Origin of the sequence: Neobacillus niacini (genome assembly GCF_023715785.1) — a bacterium.
GTDB classification, from domain to species: domain Bacteria; phylum Bacillota; class Bacilli; order Bacillales; family Cytobacillaceae; genus Neobacillus; species Neobacillus niacini_E.
In genome coordinates, this window is the sequence record NZ_JAMBOX010000004.1 from 273,141 (window position 1) to 290,955 (window position 17,815).

General features: G+C 42.4%; 15 protein-coding genes, 1 tRNA gene and 1 pseudogene. 1 reads left to right on the top strand and 16 read right to left on the bottom strand.

Annotation, left to right across the window (positions count from 1 at the left end):
• Positions 1-7: 7 nt before the first annotated feature.
• From yihA to M3234_RS11045, 16 genes and pseudogenes are all read right to left on the bottom strand, one after another.
• The gene (gene yihA, locus M3234_RS10970; protein WP_262304750.1) at positions 8-589 is read right to left on the bottom strand and encodes a ribosome biogenesis GTP-binding protein YihA/YsxC; all 582 of its coding nucleotides are present in this window, start codon (positions 587-589) and stop codon (positions 8-10) included.
• Positions 586-2,919, bottom strand: coding sequence for an endopeptidase La (gene lon, locus M3234_RS10975; RefSeq protein WP_262304751.1), 2,334 nt, complete (start codon positions 2,917-2,919; stop codon positions 586-588). Before lon ends, yihA begins: the two co-directional genes overlap by 4 nt.
• A gap of 217 nt (positions 2,920-3,136) precedes the next feature.
• Positions 3,137-4,804: an ATP-dependent protease LonB gene (gene lonB / locus M3234_RS10980; protein ID WP_262304752.1), complete on the bottom strand. Its 1,668-nt coding sequence runs from the start codon at positions 4,802-4,804 to the stop codon at positions 3,137-3,139.
• A gap of 259 nt (positions 4,805-5,063) precedes the next feature.
• A complete protein-coding gene (clpX, locus tag M3234_RS10985) occupies positions 5,064-6,323 on the bottom strand; it encodes an ATP-dependent protease ATP-binding subunit ClpX (protein WP_262304753.1) in 1,260 nt (419 codons plus the stop codon).
• Between the two features lie 372 nt (positions 6,324-6,695).
• Positions 6,696-7,982: a trigger factor gene (gene tig / locus M3234_RS10990; protein ID WP_262304754.1), complete on the bottom strand. Its 1,287-nt coding sequence runs from the start codon at positions 7,980-7,982 to the stop codon at positions 6,696-6,698.
• Between the two features lie 160 nt (positions 7,983-8,142).
• Positions 8,143-9,207, bottom strand: coding sequence for a tetratricopeptide repeat protein (locus tag M3234_RS10995; RefSeq protein WP_262304755.1), 1,065 nt, complete (start codon positions 9,205-9,207; stop codon positions 8,143-8,145).
• Between the two features lie 104 nt (positions 9,208-9,311).
• Positions 9,312-9,388: transfer RNA gene (locus tag M3234_RS11000), tRNA-Arg, on the bottom strand.
• A gap of 107 nt (positions 9,389-9,495) precedes the next feature.
• Positions 9,496-10,011, bottom strand: a complete 516-nt coding sequence (locus M3234_RS11005; protein ID WP_262304756.1) for a metallophosphoesterase family protein — start codon at positions 10,009-10,011, stop codon at positions 9,496-9,498.
• Positions 10,008-10,619 carry an XTP/dITP diphosphatase gene (locus tag M3234_RS11010; RefSeq protein WP_262304757.1) on the bottom strand — a complete coding sequence of 204 codons (612 nt, stop codon included), beginning with the start codon at positions 10,617-10,619 and terminating at the stop codon, positions 10,008-10,010. Before M3234_RS11010 ends, M3234_RS11005 begins: the two co-directional genes overlap by 4 nt.
• Positions 10,620-10,638: 19 nt before the next feature.
• A complete protein-coding gene (gene rph / locus M3234_RS11015) occupies positions 10,639-11,394 on the bottom strand; it encodes a ribonuclease PH (protein WP_262304758.1) in 756 nt (251 codons plus the stop codon).
• Between the two features lie 211 nt (positions 11,395-11,605).
• Complete coding sequence (locus M3234_RS11020; protein ID WP_262304759.1) at positions 11,606-12,655, bottom strand: GerMN domain-containing protein; 1,050 nt, start codon at positions 12,653-12,655, stop codon at positions 11,606-11,608.
• Between the two features lie 110 nt (positions 12,656-12,765).
• Positions 12,766-13,560, bottom strand: a complete 795-nt coding sequence (racE, locus tag M3234_RS11025; protein WP_262304760.1) for a glutamate racemase — start codon at positions 13,558-13,560, stop codon at positions 12,766-12,768.
• 70 nt (positions 13,561-13,630) lie between these two features.
• Positions 13,631-14,080, bottom strand: a complete 450-nt coding sequence (locus M3234_RS11030) for a MarR family winged helix-turn-helix transcriptional regulator (RefSeq protein WP_262304761.1) — start codon at positions 14,078-14,080, stop codon at positions 13,631-13,633.
• A gap of 195 nt (positions 14,081-14,275) precedes the next feature.
• A pseudogene (gerE, locus tag M3234_RS11035) lies at positions 14,276-14,365 on the bottom strand (spore germination transcription factor GerE); the annotation flags it as partial.
• Positions 14,366-14,402: 37 nt separating this feature from the next.
• Positions 14,403-15,059 (bottom strand): tetratricopeptide repeat protein, encoded by a 657-nt coding sequence (locus tag M3234_RS11040; protein ID WP_262304762.1) that lies wholly within the window; start codon positions 15,057-15,059, stop codon positions 14,403-14,405.
• A gap of 13 nt (positions 15,060-15,072) precedes the next feature.
• The gene (locus M3234_RS11045) at positions 15,073-16,542 is read right to left on the bottom strand and encodes a recombinase family protein (RefSeq protein WP_262304763.1); all 1,470 of its coding nucleotides are present in this window, start codon (positions 16,540-16,542) and stop codon (positions 15,073-15,075) included.
• A gap of 214 nt (positions 16,543-16,756) precedes the next feature.
• On the opposite strand from M3234_RS11045, the gene M3234_RS11050 reads away from it, so the two are divergent.
• Positions 16,757-17,710, top strand: a complete 954-nt coding sequence (locus tag M3234_RS11050) for a single-stranded-DNA-specific exonuclease RecJ (RefSeq protein ID WP_262304764.1) — start codon at positions 16,757-16,759, stop codon at positions 17,708-17,710.
• Positions 17,711-17,815: the final 105 nt, after the last annotated feature.

Below are 17,815 nucleotides of genomic sequence, written 5' to 3' on the forward strand. Positions count from 1 at the left end.
TTTTTGTCTACATATAACTCTCCAGTATCGCCCATGCCTTGTCTTTCCCCTCGCCCGTTTCCGATGAGAAAAGGACAATATGGTCACCTGGGTCAAGCTCTAATGATTCGCGGGTCACTTTCAAATGCTTCTGCCACTTGCCTTTTGGAATCTTATCTGCCTTGGTGGCAATCACGACACAGGGGATTTCATAATGCTTTAGAAAATCATACATCATGATATCATCCTCTGTGGGCGGGTGGCGCAGGTCGACGATCAAAACCACGGCACGCAATTGCTCACGAGTCGTAAAATAGGTTTCAATCATCTTCCCCCAAGCCGCACGTTCGGTTTTTGAAACCTTCGCATAGCCATAGCCCGGAACATCAACAAAATGCAGCAGTTCATTAATCAGGTAAAAATTCAGTGTTTGTGTTTTTCCGGGCTTGGACGAAATTCTCGCCAAGCCTTTTCTATTTAGCATTTTATTTATAAATGAAGATTTTCCGACATTGGAACGGCCCGCAAGAGCAAATTCCGGCAAATTGGATTCCGGATACTGTTCCGGTTTTACGGCACTGATGACAATCTCTGAACTCGTTACCTTCATGCTTGAGGGCCCCCGCCTTCAAGCAGTGCATGCCGCAACACTTCATCCACATGGGTGACCGGAACAAATTCAAGCCCGCTGCGGACACTTTCCGGAATGTCGTCAATATCCTTTTCATTGTCCTTCGGTAAAATAACCTTCGTTAATCCGGCACGATGGGCACTTAATGTTTTTTCCTTCAAGCCGCCTATCGGCAGAACCCGGCCACGGAGGGTGATCTCTCCTGTCATTCCAACTTCGCGGCGGATTGGCTTGCCTGTCAACGCAGACACGAGCGCGGTGGCAATTGTGATTCCGGCAGATGGCCCGTCTTTTGGCACAGCGCCTTCAGGAACGTGAATGTGAATATCATATTTTTCATGGAAGTCTTCTTCAATCCCAAGCTCAGCAGCCTTTGAGCGAACATAACTGAATGCGGCCTGGGCAGATTCCTTCATGACATCGCCAAGCTTGCCTGTGAGCACAAGCTTGCCTTTGCCCGGTGCCAAGGACACTTCAATTTGCAGCGTATCGCCGCCGACTGTCGTATAGGCTAATCCGGTTGCCACGCCAACTTGGTCTTCCGCTTCAGCCTGACCATAGCGGAATCTTGTTTTTCCTAAAAATTCTTCCACATTCTTTTCCGTAACGACAACTCGCTTTTTCTCGCCTGAAACAATGATTTTCGCTGTTTTACGGCAAATCGTCGCCATCTGGCGCTCCAAACTGCGGACACCGGCTTCACGGGTGTAATAACGGACCACTTTCAAAATCGCGTCGTCACGAACCTGCAACGTATTTTTAGATAGGCCATTTTCTTTAATCTGTTTTGGAAGCAGGTGGTCCCTTGTAATATGAACCTTTTCAAGCTCGGTATAACCGGCAATTGTGATGATTTCCATCCGGTCAAGCAACGGTCCCGGAATGGTGCTGAGATTATTCGCCGTTGCAATAAACATAACTTTCGATAAATCGTAAGTTTCTTCAATATAATGGTCGCTGAAGTTATGATTCTGTTCAGGGTCTAGAACTTCTAACAGCGCCGCCGACGGGTCGCCGCGGAAATCGCTTGACATCTTGTCGATTTCATCGAGCAAGAACACCGGGTTGATTGTACCCGCTTTTTTCATCCCTTGGATAATCCGCCCTGGCATCGCCCCGACATAAGTCCTCCGGTGGCCGCGAATTTCAGATTCGTCGCGGACGCCGCCAAGCGAGACTCGGACAAAATTTCGGTTTAGTGAAGTGGCGATCGACCGGGCCAAACTTGTTTTACCGACACCCGGAGGTCCGGCGAGACAGAGAATCGGACCTTTTAAGGAATTGGTCAGCTTCTGTACTGCCAAGTATTCCAGAACACGTTCCTTCACTTTTTCTAGACCATAATGGTCCTGATTGAGTATCTTTTCAGCCCGGTGGATATCAATGTCATCCTCGGTTTTCTTCGACCATGGCAAGGAAATCAGCCATTCAAGATAATTGCGGATAACCGCGCTTTCAGCAGAACTGGTTGGCACCTTTTCATAGCGCTCCAGCTCCTTCATCGCCGCATTATAGACATGCTCCGGCATTCCCGCATCCTCAATTTTCTTGGTGAGGTCGGCGATTTCACCCGTTTTCCCTTCTTTATCGCCAAGTTCCTTTTGGATTGCCTTCATTTGTTCGCGCAGATAGTATTCCTTTTGCGTACGTTCCATCGAGCGTTTGACCCGCTGACCGATTTTCTTTTCGAGATTCAACACTTCTTTTTCATTAAAAATGATATTGATAACCCGGTTCATTCTTTGTTTTACATCAATCGTCTCTAGGATTTCCTGTTTTTCCTTCAGCTTGATTGGCAAATGAGAGGCAATAATGTCAGCCATTCTGCCTGGCTCTTCAATATCTGCCACGGAGGCAAACGTTTCTGAAGATATTTTTTTCGATAGCTTTATGTATTGTTCAAAATAATCCAGCATTGTTCTCATCAATGCCTGATCTTCTACGTCTTTTGTATCTTCGTCCTCGTGGGTGATGACGCTGACCGTATAGTAATTTTCTTCTTCATGGAACGAGACAATTTCCGCCCTGGATAGACCTTCAACCAGCACGCGAATCGTGCCGTTTGGAAGCTTTAGCATTTGCTTGACCTTTGTTAAGGTACCAAATTTGTATAAATCCTCTTCGGAAGGCTCATCGATGGAGACATCCTTTTGAGTTGTTAAGAAAATAATATGGTCATCTACCATTGCTTTTTCGAGCGCCTGGACCGACATTTCCCGGCCAACATCCAAGTGCAAGACCATTGTCGGATAGACAAGCAATCCCCGAAGCGGCAGGAGGGGGACGAGCAATTCGTTCTTTTTCGCCAAAACACTGCACCTCCACATGCAAACATTCATTCTTCTGATAAAACATTAAGTCTTTGTACAAATTCTATCCTATTTATTTTTTTGTGTCTATTTTATCTTCCCCAAACGATGAAAATATCTATCTTTTCTCCTTATTTCTGTTCTAATGAAAATTTTTTCATGTCGACCAAATAAAAACTTCGGTTTGAGTCAGTACACAAACCGAAGTTATATTAAGCTAAATACTTTCCTTTTTAGATAACTCAATGGAAGCGGGAATGGCTGTATTCTTTTGGAATTGATTTACTAGGGCAATCTCAAATACTTCGTGAAGATGAGTCACCGGAATAATCCGAATCCCTTCTATCTCATTTAAGATGGTTTGATTGTTTTCTTCCGGGATGATGACTGTTTTCGCGCCGGCTTTTTTGGCGGCCTTTACTTTTGGATAGACACCGCCGATTGGCTTCACATTCCCGTGAATGCTGATTTCACCAGTCATTGCGACCGTGTTATCGATTGGAATCTTATAGATGGCCGAATAGATTCCTGTTGCCATCGCAATCCCCGCCGACGGGCCGTCAATCGGAACCCCACCCGGAAAGTTGACATGAATATCATAGTCGTTGGCCGGTACACCCATCGACCTTAACACAGTTATCACGTTTTCAATCGAGCCACGCGCCATACTTTTGCGGCGAATCGACTTACCTTGGCCGCCGATACTCTCTTCCTCGACAATACCGGTTATATTGATCGTTCCTTTTTCCTTTGCCGGGATGACGGTGACTTCGATTTCGAGAAGCGCTCCCGAATTCGGCCCATACACGGCAAGGCCGTTGACAAGCCCGACTTGGGCTTCTTCATTGATCATTCGTTCCATTCTTGGCGTCATCTGGCTGGAATGGATGACCCATTCTATATCCTCATCTTTAATGTACTGGCGGTCTTCGGTTATCGCCAATCCTGCAGCTATCTGAATCATATTGACGGTCTCCCGGCCATTTCTTGCATATGTAGAAAGTGTATGGACACCGGTATCCTTAATCTGCATATTTACCTTGGCAGCCGCTTTCTTTGCGACCGTGACGATTTCTTCTTGGTTTAAATCCCGGAAGAATACTTCCATGCACCGTGACCTGATGGCTGGAGGGATTTCGCTTGGCGTCCTTGTGGTTGCGCCGATTAACCGGAAATCGGCAGGAAGTCCATTTTTAAAAATATCATGGATATGCGTTGGGATTTGGTGATTTTCCTCATGATAGTAGGCACTTTCCAGGAATACCTTGCGATCCTCCAAAACCTTAAGTAACTTGTTCATTTGGATCGGATGCAGTTCCCCGATTTCATCAATAAACAGGACACCGCCATGGGCATTTGTCACCGCTCCCTGCTTTGGCTGCGGAATGCCCGCCTGCCCCATCGCCCCGGCGCCTTGATAAATCGGGTCATGCACTGACCCAATTAACGGGTCGGCAATCCCGCGCTCATCAAACCGTGCGGTAGTGGCATCCAGCTCAATAAAGACAGAATCCCGTTTAAATGGTGATTTTGAGTTCTTCTTCGCTTCCTCTAAAACGAGCCGGGCGGCCGCGGTTTTACCGACACCAGGCGGGCCGTAGATGATCACATGCTGCGGATTGGGTCCGCATAATGCCGCCTTTAACGATTTGATGCCATCTTCCTGCCCGACAATATCCTGAAAGCTTGTCGGCCTTACTTTTTCAGATAATGGCTCTGTAAGGGAAATGGACCGCATTTTCCGAAGCTGCTCCATTTCTTTTCGCGATTCACGGTCAATGGATACCTTTTGTGTCCGTTGATTTCGGAGCAAATTCCAAAAATATAGTCCGATAATGATTCCAAAAAATAGCTGTATAAATAAAGCAATCCCCGTCCAACTCATATCGTTTCCTCCTGCACCATATTACTCAATTGATATTAATAAGTATTTCCTGCTGCATGGAGGAATAAACCACAAAATGCAAAAACTCACCAACGGCAAGTTGGAGAAGGTCATCCGCAAGTTGGCAAATGCTATACACAAGTTGAAGAGCGTTATCCGCAAGTTGGAGAGTGCTATACGCAAGTTGGAGAGCGTCATCCACAAGTTGTCCCACCACCAAAACAAAGAACCCAGCCAAAGGCCGGGTTCCCATAAAGCGTTATGCAGATTTTTCTTCTTTAACAACAGTGCCATCCTCTAAAATCAGCTTTGGCACGCTGTTGTTCGCAACTGTTTCCTTGGTGATGATACATTTTGAAATATCATCGCGTGAAGGAAGGTCGAACATGACATCTAGCATGATTCCTTCGATAATAGAACGCAAGCCGCGAGCACCTGTTTTGCGCTCGATTGCTTTCTTGGCAATCTCTTGCAACGCACCCTCTTCGAACTCAAGCTCAACATCGTCGATTTCAAGCATTTTTTGATACTGCTTGACCAGCGCATTTTTTGGCTTCGTTAAAATTTCAATCAGCGCAGCTTCGTCCAGTTGTTCAAGGCTGGCAATGACCGGAAGACGGCCGATGAATTCAGGGATTAACCCGAAACGCAGCAAGTCTTCTGGCAGAACCTTGGAGAGAACCTCTTTTGATGAAATTTCCTGCTGCTTTGGATCAGCTCCAAAACCGATTACCTTTTGCCCCAAACGGCGCTTGATAATTGGTTCAATGCCATCAAAGGCTCCACCACAGATAAACAGGATGTTCGTTGTATCAATTTGGATAAACTCCTGATGCGGATGCTTTCTCCCGCCTTGTGGAGGAACACTGGCAACCGTTCCTTCCAAAATTTTCAACAGCGCCTGCTGCACACCTTCACCGGATACATCCCGGGTGATCGAAGGATTTTCTGATTTACGGGCAATCTTATCAATTTCGTCGATATAGATAATGCCTTTTTCAGCTTTTTCCACATCGTAATCAGCAGCTTGAATTAATTTTAATAAAATATTTTCAACGTCTTCCCCAACGTAACCAGCCTCTGTAAGGGAAGTGGCATCAGCAATCGCAAATGGTACATTCAAAATTCTTGCCAATGTTTGAGCCAATAAGGTTTTACCGCTACCAGTCGGTCCAATCATACAAATATTACTTTTTGACAGCTCAACATCATCGATTTTGCTGTTGGAGTTAATCCGTTTGTAATGATTGTAAACAGCAACCGATAACGCTTTTTTCGCTTTATCCTGACCAATGACATATTCATCAAGAATTTCACAGATTTCCCGCGGCTTTGGAACATCTTTAAATTCTACTTCCTCCTCAGTTCCTAGCTCTTCCTCAACAATTTCGGTGCAGAGTTCAATACACTCATCACATATATAAACCCCCGGGCCGGCTACCAGCTTGCGGACTTGATCCTGTGTTTTCCCACAGAATGAACACTTTAATTGTCCTTTTTCATCGTTAAATTTAAACAATCCCTTTCACCCCTCGACACTTCTAAATCTTTAAAAAAGCTGGCGAATTTCCAACAAATCCGAGTTTTCTTAACATTACTTCAATAGTATGTATTTTGCATTGTAACACATTTTACAGGCCGACTGGAAATAAAACGCTTTAAACAATTATGGTATTATTTGTTGGAATTGCCAATAAATGAAGCATATGTACTCAAATCAGGATAACCAAATTTTTAATAAATCAACCTTAGCTTAATTTAATTCGCCGCAAAAATATTATCTCCTGCCGCCTGTTATAGAAAAGGTTTCCCTGTCTTTATTATAATATGTAATTGAAAAATTAGCTAAAACGAGGCACGACAAATATCGTGCCTCGTTCCTATTTAATGATTATTTTTTATTAGCAATAAGAAAATCTACTGCTTTTTGGAGTTTGAGGTCATCTTTGATGCTGTCTGTTCCACCTAATGCCTTTTTGATGTTGTCGACTGACATGTTGTACATTCCAGCCATTTTTTCAAGTTCGGCATTCACGTCTTCCTCAGTGACTTCAAGGTTTTCAGCTTTAGCGATTGCTTCTAATGTTAAGCTGTTCTTAACACGCTTCACAGCATCTTCTTTCATTTGCTCGCGAAGAGCCGCTTCGTCTTGACCAGAGAACTGGAAATATAACTGAAGGTTCATGCCTTGCATCTGCAGACGCTGTTCAAATTCTTGAAGCATACGGTTTACTTCGTTTTCAACCATTACTTCTGGAATTTCCACTTCTGCATTTTCTGCCGCTTTATCGACTAGAGAATCACGAAGGTGGTGCTCTGCCTCATGCTTTTTGCTGCCTTCTAAACGAGTCTTGATTTTTTCTTTTAATGCGTCTAATGTTTCAACTTCTTCATCCACATCTTTTGCAAACTCATCATCTAATTCAGGAAGCTCTTTTCCCTTGATTTCATGAACAGTAACCTTAAATACAGCTGGCTTACCTGCAAGCTCTGCAGCATGGTATTCTTCAGGGAATGTAACTTCCACATCTTTAGATTCGCCAGCTTTAACGCCAACTAACTGCTCTTCGAAACCTGGAATGAATTGGTCAGAACCAAGCTCAAGAGAATGGTTTTCAGCTTCGCCGCCTTCAAATGCCTCTCCATCAACAAAGCCTTTAAAGTCGATTACTACTGTGTCGCCGTTTTCAGCTGGAGCATCTTCTTTCACAACAAGCTCTGCATGTCGGCCTTGAAGAGTTTCTAGTTCTTTTTGAACATCTTCATCTGTAACAGCAGTATCAAGCTCTTCGATTTCAAGGCCTTTGTATTCGCCAAGTTTTACTTCAGGCTTCACTTGTACAGTGGCTTTGAAAGTGAATTCCTTGTCTTTGCCCATTTGGTCAAGGTCAAAGTCAACATCTTCAGGCTGAGCGATTGGCTCAATTCCAGCTTCTTCAATTGCACTCATATATGCTTCTGGAAAAATAAAATCTAATGCATCTTGAAAAAGTGCTTCTACACCAAAGCGCTTTTCAAACATCGAACGAGGCATTTTGCCCTTACGGAAGCCAGGTACATTGACTTGTTTTACAACCTTTTTGAAAGCTGCGTCCAATCCTTGGTTTACTTTTTCCGCACTTACCTCAATTGTAAGGACGCCGCGGTTTCCTTCTAACTTTTCCCATTGTGCTGTCATGCTTTTTTTCCCTCCAACATCTATTCTCATTTCATTCGTGACGAAATTTAATTTCGGAATATGTACTAAGCCATTTTCCACTTTTTTAATGTAAAAATAGATTTTTACACAATGCAACCCTTACATTATACCACATGATTTTTTTCTTTCAACTGCGAGCCTATAGATTCGGATAAGAAATTTGTTCAATTCTCTCAATCTGCCGGATGGCGGTTGTTATTTCATCCGCCGCAGTCTCATACTTATTTGCCAATACAGTTATTTCCGGGTCACTGCCCATGTATACGTGCACCAAATAGTGAAAAGCTGCTGCCCAGGCCCTTGGATTAGTAGGTTCCAGGTCAAATGGATAGCTAATGAAAAAGATTCGCTCGACCATATCAGATATATTTGTAAAAAGGACAGGGTCGCTGCTTTCTAGCATATTTTCCAGAAGTGATTTGATTTCTATCATTTTGGTCTGCTCTTTGATTTCCGGCATTAGTGTAGGAGACACCTTTCGTTCAATTGCAAACTTCTTGATGGTGACTTCCTGAGCGATTTCCTGTTCTTTTAATAGCGTTAATAAAATCGTTTTTAAAAATGGGTTTCCTTCATCATCCTGTAAATAACCCTCGATCTCCTGCAGATAAGGCCTGACATTTTTTTCTGCAAGGCTTGATACAAGCAGCATTTGTTCATTTAAAGTCTTTAGTGACGTTAGGTTTAGCGCCTTTTCCCCAGAAGGCTTATCAAAGTTGCCCTTGTAGTCGATTTCAGCCGGATTTGTTATTTCCTGTTCAGCTAAACTGGAATCATGATTTTCCGCCATTCTTTTGCTGAATTGCAGGATGGTTATAAAATGCTGCACTCTATCCGGCGGGATTTCCTTTTCATCAAGAAGGGCCTCAATCGTTGAGGCGATTTCCTGATATTCATGAAGCTGTAGCAGGACCGTCAAATACAAATCTACGGCCTGAAAATAGTCGCCAATGCCTTTATGTAAAATCTCCTTTGAAAGCTCCTTGGCTTTTAGGTAGCTTCCCGCTTCAAAGTAAGCCAGGACAAGTCCAACCAATATATCATCGTTATCTGGATCCAATTCTTTTGCTTCCTCTAGCAGCCTAATCGCTTGGGTAAAATTTTTATTTTGCAGGCTTTCCAAGCCCTCGTCCATTAATCTTTTTTCAATCCCGGGAAAGAAAATGATATTATCTTTTCTTTTTGCACGCTCCCGTTTCTTCATAAGAATACCGTCCTTCTGGATTGTCATTGAAAAATAGTGTAGCATAAAAAACAAGCAAAAAAAACTCACCCAATCCAGGTGAGTAGATGTTTTGGTATGTAGTATGGCGTCCCAGGAGAGATTCGAACTCCCGACCGTACGCTTAGAAGGCGTATGCTCTATCCGGCTGAGCTACTGGGACGTAGTCAGTTATCAAAGACAAGATTTATTATATTATCCTAGCATTTAAATGTCAACAGGTATTTTTCTTATTTTGCAAATAAAGCTGAGGGGAGAATTTTCTCCCCATTAGTTTCCTAGTACAAACTCCCGTGACAATCCTGCAATTTCCCTGCCGTTTAATTCGTATACCGCCATGCTCACGCGACCGTCTTGCAAATCTAAAATCACATATGTTTTTTCAAGGCGTTCCCGCGGCATGCGAATGCTTCCGGGATTAATATATAACCGGCCGTCAACCACCTCTGCCCCAAGTACATGGGAATGGCCAAAGCAGACAATATCGGCACTAGTCTCTTCCGCCTTGTATTTTAAGCCCATTAACGACGTCTTTACCGAATACAGATGACCGTGGGTAATGAAAAATTTCCGACCGGCAACATCCGTAACCAGTTCATTGGGAAATCCGCCCCAGTCACAGTTTCCCGCTACCGTAAAATATCCGGTTAACGCTAGATGATCGGGAGTCAATTGTGAGTCGCCGCAGTGAATCATTAAGTCCACTTCCTGCTGATGCCTGTCCCTGATTATTTCGAGTTCCTTTGTGAGCCCGTGGCTGTCACTGACCACCAAAACCTTACTCATGACCGACCCGCTCTTTCCAAAATGGAATCAAGCATTTCATCAAGCTTTTTTAAGGCATTGGCCCGATGGCTGATTTTGTTTTTTTCATCAGAAGACAGCTCGGCCATTGCCACACCTTTATCCGGCACGTAAAACACCGGGTCGTATCCAAACCCGTTAGTGCCCCTTGGCTCCTCCAAGATCCGTCCTTCACAGGTGCCTGACACGGTAAATGTTTCCTGTCCCGGCACGGCCACTGCCAATGCACAGTAAAATCGGGCTGTCCGGTTTTCCTCTTGCACACCTTCAAGTTCCGCTAAGACTTTTTTCGTATTGTTGGAATCATTTTTCGGTTCCCCGGCATAGCGTGCCGAATAAATACCTGGTCTGCCTTCAAGGGCATCAACCATCAATCCGGAATCATCGCCAATGACCATTTTATTTAACGCTGCTGACACAGCCTCCGCTTTCAGGGTAGCATTTTCCTCAAACGTCGTCCCGGTCTCTTCAACATCAGGGATTTCCGGGAAATCCAATAATGTTTTGACGGCAATCCCCCTGGATGCAAAAATATGCTCAAATTCCTTGGCTTTACCGGGATTTTTGGTTGCAATAATAACTTCCTTCATAACAGTAATCTCCCTAACTTTATTTCTTTCGTCTAGCATCAATTTTCTTGGTAATCCCCTCGCCAAGCGCTGCTTTTTGCACTTCAAACAGCTCCATTAACCCTTCCTGGGCCGCGTGCAATAACCCTTGCAGCTGGTCATAGGAAAACGTCGCTTCCTCCCCGGTGCCTTGCAGCTCGACAAACTCACCGCCGCCGGTCATGACCACGTTCATGTCAACCTCAGCCTTGGAATCCTCCGCATAATTCAGGTCCAAAACCGTTTGGCCACCTGATAAAATGCCGACACTTGTCGCAGCCAGATAGTCTGTAATCGGGAACTTCGAAAAAGGCTTTTTCTCCGACAAGCCATTTAACGCCATAGTCATCGCGACAAACGCACCAGTGATCGAGGCTGTCCTTGTCCCGCCATCCGCTTGAATGACGTCACAGTCAATCCATACCGTTCGTTCGCCAAGTGCCCCAAGGTCGACAACCGCGCGAAGCGCTCGGCCAATCAAACGTTGAATCTCCATTGTTCTTCCTGTCACTTTGCCTTTTGACGATTCCCTGATGTTCCTTGTTTCCGTCGCCCGCGGCAACATTGAATATTCAGCGGTAATCCAGCCCTTGCCCTCGCCCCGCATAAATGGCGGCACACGCTCTTCGATACTGGCGGTGCAAATCACCTTGGTATTGCCGACCGAAATGAGACAAGACCCTTCCGGATGCATTAAATAATTTGTTTCAATATGTATAGGCCGTAATTGCAGTTGCTCTCTTCCGTCAACACGCATCCACATATCCCTCCTCGATAAAAGCAATAAGAAAGAGGCGGCCCTCCAGCCAACCTCTTTCATTGTCACTATATAGTATAACAAAAATCTACTTTTAGCTAACATGAATGTATAAAATTTTTGCCAAATTTCCCATTTCAGCTTCGCACGCATACATTCAACTACACCTCTGTCTTCGTCCTAAAGGACTCGCCAATCGGTGAGTTTCCATTTAAAAACTACCTGTATTGACTTTTTCTGGACGAGTTACCGGCGCAGACAGTTTTTTCCCTTGGTCATTTTTTAATTCAGCTTTGCCGTCGACTTTAACAGCTACTTTTTCAATCCCTTTCTGCTCTGTCAACGAAAGGACAATGGAATTCAAAATGGATTGGGAAATCACCTTTTCCTCAAAGCTTCCATAAATATTCTTGTTGAAGTTCAAGGTGACAGTGCCGTTCTCGTACTTCGGTGCCTCAAGCAGTTTGACATCCGACATAAACTCGGAGACAAGGTTTGAATGATCACTTGGCCCTTTCACGAGCTCGTTGACCGCAGCTGCGATTGGATCCTTTTCTTTACTGCTGATCCGTTTTGTGACTGGAACATAGTAATAGGACCCCTCCTCACCACCGATATAGTAGACAGTGATTGGTTTGGTATTTGTAATATCCATTACATCTACCGTATCAATATTTATACCGGTCGCTCTTGTGAGGTTATCACTGATTGGCGTGCCGTTTACTGGCATTTCTGTCAGCTCATGGCCGTTCATTTTCAGTTTGACATTTTTTACATTATCAAACTGTGTCAGCGTCCAGGTGATAGATTGCAGGATTTTCTGCTCATCTGCAGCCTGATAGTCTTTAAATTCCTTTGAAAAATTAACCGTGGCAACCCCGTCCTTAATATCGACAGATAGCTCGGTATCCTCTGGGATAACTGCCCGGAAATCATTTGGCAGCATGTCGGTGACCTTTCCATTTACGACTAAGTATTCAAGTGCTTGCTTGGCCACTGATTTCGTTTTTGGCAAGTTCAGGGTTTGCGGGACGACATAGCCGTTCTTGTCAATGAGGTATAGTTCCGTTTGCACCACATCTTCTGCCTTCTTTTCAGTTTTGGCGGTCGTTTCCTGGCTAGCCGGTTTCTTCTCTTCCGTTACAGTTTTCGGCGGATCAATCTTTTTCGTTGTTTCCGTGCCAAATAAACCGCACCCCGATAAGAGAACGGCGGAAGACAGCACTGTGATTCCCAAGATTTTTGCTTTATTTTTAAACATATTTTTCCCCCCTAAGACAGTTTGTACTATTATGTATACGAGCCTAATAAAAAAATAGACCGTCTAATGGGACAAAACAGTAAAAAAAAAAGAGCCTGGATTGGCTCTGCTCAAATCTTTATTTTTTTTACATTTTCAATTGGCTGGCCAAGCCACTGTGAAGCGATTTTTGAAAAAATCCACCTCGAGCCGGTTGTATAAAACTCATGCTGCGGTTCTTCCCCACTCTCATCCAGCTGGCCGTTAAACTGTAAGATGGCGCTGATTTCCCTCGCGGTTTCGTCACCAGAGCTGATGACACTAACCTTCTCGCCCATGACATTTTTGACGAGCGGTTCGAGTAATGGATAATGCGTGCAGCCAAGGATAAGGGTATCCAAATTTTGATTTAACAGCGGTGTCAGGGCTTCCTGAACGATCCTTTCAGCAATCGGCCCATCGTATTCGCCGCTTTCTACGAGCGGGACAAATTTGGGACACGGTTGACTTGTCACATAAAGCCTGCTGTGCAAAGATTTCAACGCCTTCTCATAGGCGCCGCTCTTTACGGTCCCTATCGTTCCAATCACCCCGACACGATAGTTTTTCGTCTGCTTGACGGCGGCGCGTGCCCCCGGGTTAATAACACCAAGAACAGGAATGTTTAATTCCTTGCGAATGTCATCAAGAGCGGCTGCTGTTGCCGTATTACAGGCAATAACTAGCATCTTGATATTTTTTCTCAATAAAAAATTTGTCAATTCCCAAGTAAATCTTCTAACTTCAGCGGTTGTTCTGGGACCATATGGACAGCGGGCGGTATCACCAAGGTAGATAATTTTCTCGTTTGGCAGCTGCCTCATCACTTCTCTGGCAACTGTCAATCCGCCGACACCGGAATCAATCACTCCAATTGCTTGTTTCAAAATCCCTTCGCCTCTTTTTCTCTATTGGCGCCAAATTCACCTGCCCTGACAAATCGGCAAGGTTAACTTTTTAGCGCATTTCTTGATGCAGTTTCATTAGGTTGTTTTGCAGAAGAAGAACTTCTTCCCCCGTGAAATCTTTTAACACTTCTTCAAGATAGACCTGACGTTTTTTTATCACTTCGTCAATAATTCTATTGCCTTCCTCAAGCAAATGAATCCGCACAACACGGCGGTCATTTGGGTCTTTCACGCGCTCGACCAAAAGGTTTTTTTCCATCCGGTCAACCAAGTCAGTGGTGGTGCTGCATGCCAGGTACATTTTGGTAGACAGCTCGCCGATCGTCATATCCCCATCTTCGAACAGCCATTGCAGTGCGACGAATTGGGGCGGGGTAATCTTATAATTGGCAAGCATTTCTCTGCCTTTTTGTTTTATTATTCCGGAAATATAGCGTAAGTCCTTCTCAATATTGGCAACAATATCCCCGTTTAGCTTTTGGGTATTTTCGAGTTTCATGTTCATACACTCCTAAAATATGCGTCTCCTCAGCCTTTGATTATCTATATAAATAAATATCTATGGTGGATCACTTGAATGCTTGTCCTTATTTTCTACTTTTTTCGTAAAAAATTCAAGTTGAAACTATTTGCTCAAAAACCTCTTCTAATATGTAAAGTATGAACCGGCCTCCAAAATGGATGCCGGTCATGATTAAAGTTCTAGCTCTCCCATTCGAAGGAGCTCTACAACTGCTTGTGAACGCCCCTTAACGCCAAGCTTCTGCATGGCATTTGAAATGCGTTGTTTTTGCAAACCCTTCCAACAAAAAAGCCTATAGTCAGTAAATATTGGACTTAATTTGTGCCAGCCAATTCTTTTGCGCTTCCACTAAATCATAATTAGCATTTTCAATCATATTCAAACAGCTTATAGTTTCATCGATTTTCCCAATTTCTAAATAACATGCACAAACCGCTATTTGTCCCTCCACGTCTCCTAAATCAGCCACTTTTTTAAAAAATTCAATTCCTTTCCACACATCTTGCATAACACCCTCACCGAAGTAATACATCTGCCCAACTAGCTTTAAAGCATTTCTCTCATCAACTTCCGAACCCTGTAAGACGGTTTCTAAAGTTTCCCTGTCTTCTTTGGTTGTACCTACACCGAAGTAATGAAGGTAATCACACTGAAATTGAGCTATTTCATCCCCGTGTTCCGCGAGCTTTTGAAACCACTTTAATGCCTTGGGATGATTGGGCTCAATATCTGTTCCATTTAAACCACAAAGATACAGATTAGCTAAATAGGACTGGGCTTCAATTACACCTAAATTTGCTGCCATTTCATACAGGTCAATTGCTTCCCTATAGTTACCTTTATACATCTGGTTCTCTGCCTTTTTATAAAGAGACGAAAAGGCATCTTCTTCCTCGTTATTGTTTTCACCAATAACATCCCATGAATTGATATTTGAAAACTCATGCTCTTGCATACATTTCCTCCATTTATTCCTTAGGTTCTTCAAATGCATACTGAATATCAATTGTTCCATCAGGATGAATGACGATTTCTTTAATTAAAGTTTGAAATACATCAAATAAATCCTGATTTTGATTTTTCAATTCTTGAAATGCATCTTTTATTGTTTGGATATTTGTCTGAACCGTTTCCGATTGATTAATGATAAATAATTGATTATTTGTTTTTGTAATAGCCTCGTCTACCTCTTGACGCTTTTTTTCAAATTCATCCTTATCAATTAAACCATCCAAATATAAATCAAGCAGATTCTTTTTCCGTGTCTCGTTTTGTTTCAATGCTTGTAGTAATTTTCGTTCTTGTTTTACTTGTTCATTTTTAACATTGGTCGAAAGGTTTATTAAAACTGATTCACCCTTTTTTATTAGCAAATCAAGGATGAAGTTCCTAAAATCTTCATATTGAATTGGTATATGGTTCACACATCCATGTTTTCCCGCCCGACGATACTGAGAGCACTTTAAATACTTCCACTCTGTTCGCTCGCCGCTTTTCTTCTTTTTATATGATTGAAGGATAACCATATTTGAACCACATTCTGAACACTTTGCTAAATATCGAAATTCGTTCCAAGGAGTAATGCGAACTTTATTGGATTTAAAAACCTTTTTATTAGCTTGACCCCATGTATCTTCATCAACGATTAGAGGATGATGGTTTTCGAAAACTATCCATTTTTCAGGTGGATTCCGGATTTGCTTTTTCTTTCCTCCTACCTTTACATTTGTATATTGATTTAAAATGAATGTTCCTTTATAAATCGTGTTACGAATTAACCTTTGTACAGATGTTAATTGCCACACTTTATTGATTTTGGGCTTTATTCCTAATTCGTTGAGTTCATTTGAAATTTTCTTAAACCCCCAACCATCGTTGTACCACTTATAAATTTGACGGACATTTTCAGCTTCTACCTCATTAATAACAAGTTTTTGTTCAACTCGGTCATAACCATATGGGACCTTGCCAATATGCTCTCCACGTCTAACTTTCGCAGCTAATGCAGCACTAATACTAGATGATAATGTACGGCTGTATTGAGCGGCAAATAATGACCATAACTCAAATGCCATATCATTTTTTCCAGCTTTATTTGAGTCATAGCCTTCCTCGACGGAAATAATCCGTACATTATGTGCTAAAAAGACTTCTCGTATTTCAAGCGAATCCTTTAAATCACGGGCTAAACGAGAAATTGATTTAAAGATGACCATATCAATTTTCTTTTGTTTGGCTTTTTCAAGTATTAATTGAATAGCTGGGCGGTCAACAAACAATGTTCCACTTATACCCTCATCCCTAAATACACATTCATCATCCCATTGATACCCATTTCTCTCCAGCCAATTCCTACATATGTCCACTTGGTTTTCAACAGATGATATCTGCTCGTCTCGGTCTGTTGAAACACGCACATAAACGGCATATTGCTGCAAAGCTATCACCTTCTTAGTTGAACTTTATTTCTACGAAGCTAGCGATATGCAACATTATTATTAATTCATCATCCTTTCTTTCTTTATTTAAATATAGTATGTGGAAAATCACCGATAGTATTCACATTTGAAAATAAAATGTTTATATTTGTGAATAAAATAAAAGTACATACACAATAATAATTTTAGTTACCTAAATAAGGAGAGGGATTAAATGCATTGGATTTCAAAAATCCCAATTAATCATCACCCAAAACAAGCTCAAATTAAATACCTTGCTTCACAATTTCAATTACATCCTTTGCTAACACAGCATCTTTTTAATCAGGGATTTTCGGATTTTAATAAATTAGACGCTTTTATTTATCCAAAACTATCAAATATGTATGACCCTTTTTTAATGAATGAAATGAAGCATGCGGTAACACGCATCTTAAAGGCTATCCAACGAAACGAACATATCCATATTTTTGGTGATTATGATTGCGATGGCATCACATCATCGTCCATTCTTTATTTAGCATTAAAGGAACTTGGTGCGGTAGTTACTACTCAACTCCCACTTCGTTCAGAAGGATATGGATTATCAGTAAATGTTGTACAGCATTTACCTGAAAACATTTCTTTAATCATTACTGTAGATAATGGTTCAAGCACCCACGATGCATTACGTGCTGCCAAAGAAAAAGGGATTGATGTTATTGTGACCGACCATCATGAAGTGTTAAATGAACGTCCTGATTGTTTGGTTTTTCTCAACCCAAAACGGAAAGATAACGCATACCCATTCTCCGACCTATGCGGTGCTGGAGTTGCTCTTAAATTAGTCCAAGCTATCTTTATAACATTGAATCGAGATTGGATAAGAGCAACAGAGCCTTTTATAGATATCGTCATGCTTGGAACAATTGCCGACATGATGCCTCTTAATGATGAAAATCGAATTTTTTGCTACCATGGACTTCGAAAACTTCAACAATCTCCAAGGAAAGCATTTAAAATATTGCTGGATGCATTAAGAGTTAAAAGTATCGATAGTTCGACGATTGGATTTACAGTTGGTCCAATTTTCAATGCATGTGGTCGCATTGGTGACCCTAATCTTGCTGCATCTATTCTTCAAAACAATGAACCGACTCTAAAACATGATATGCTCCCTATAAGGTAGACAGATGAAATAATAAAAATCTGTTTACTTTATTAGGGGGCTTTTTCTATGGCAAAAAGAGTTTACTCAGCACAGGAAAAACATGAGTTAATTGTGGCGTTTGAG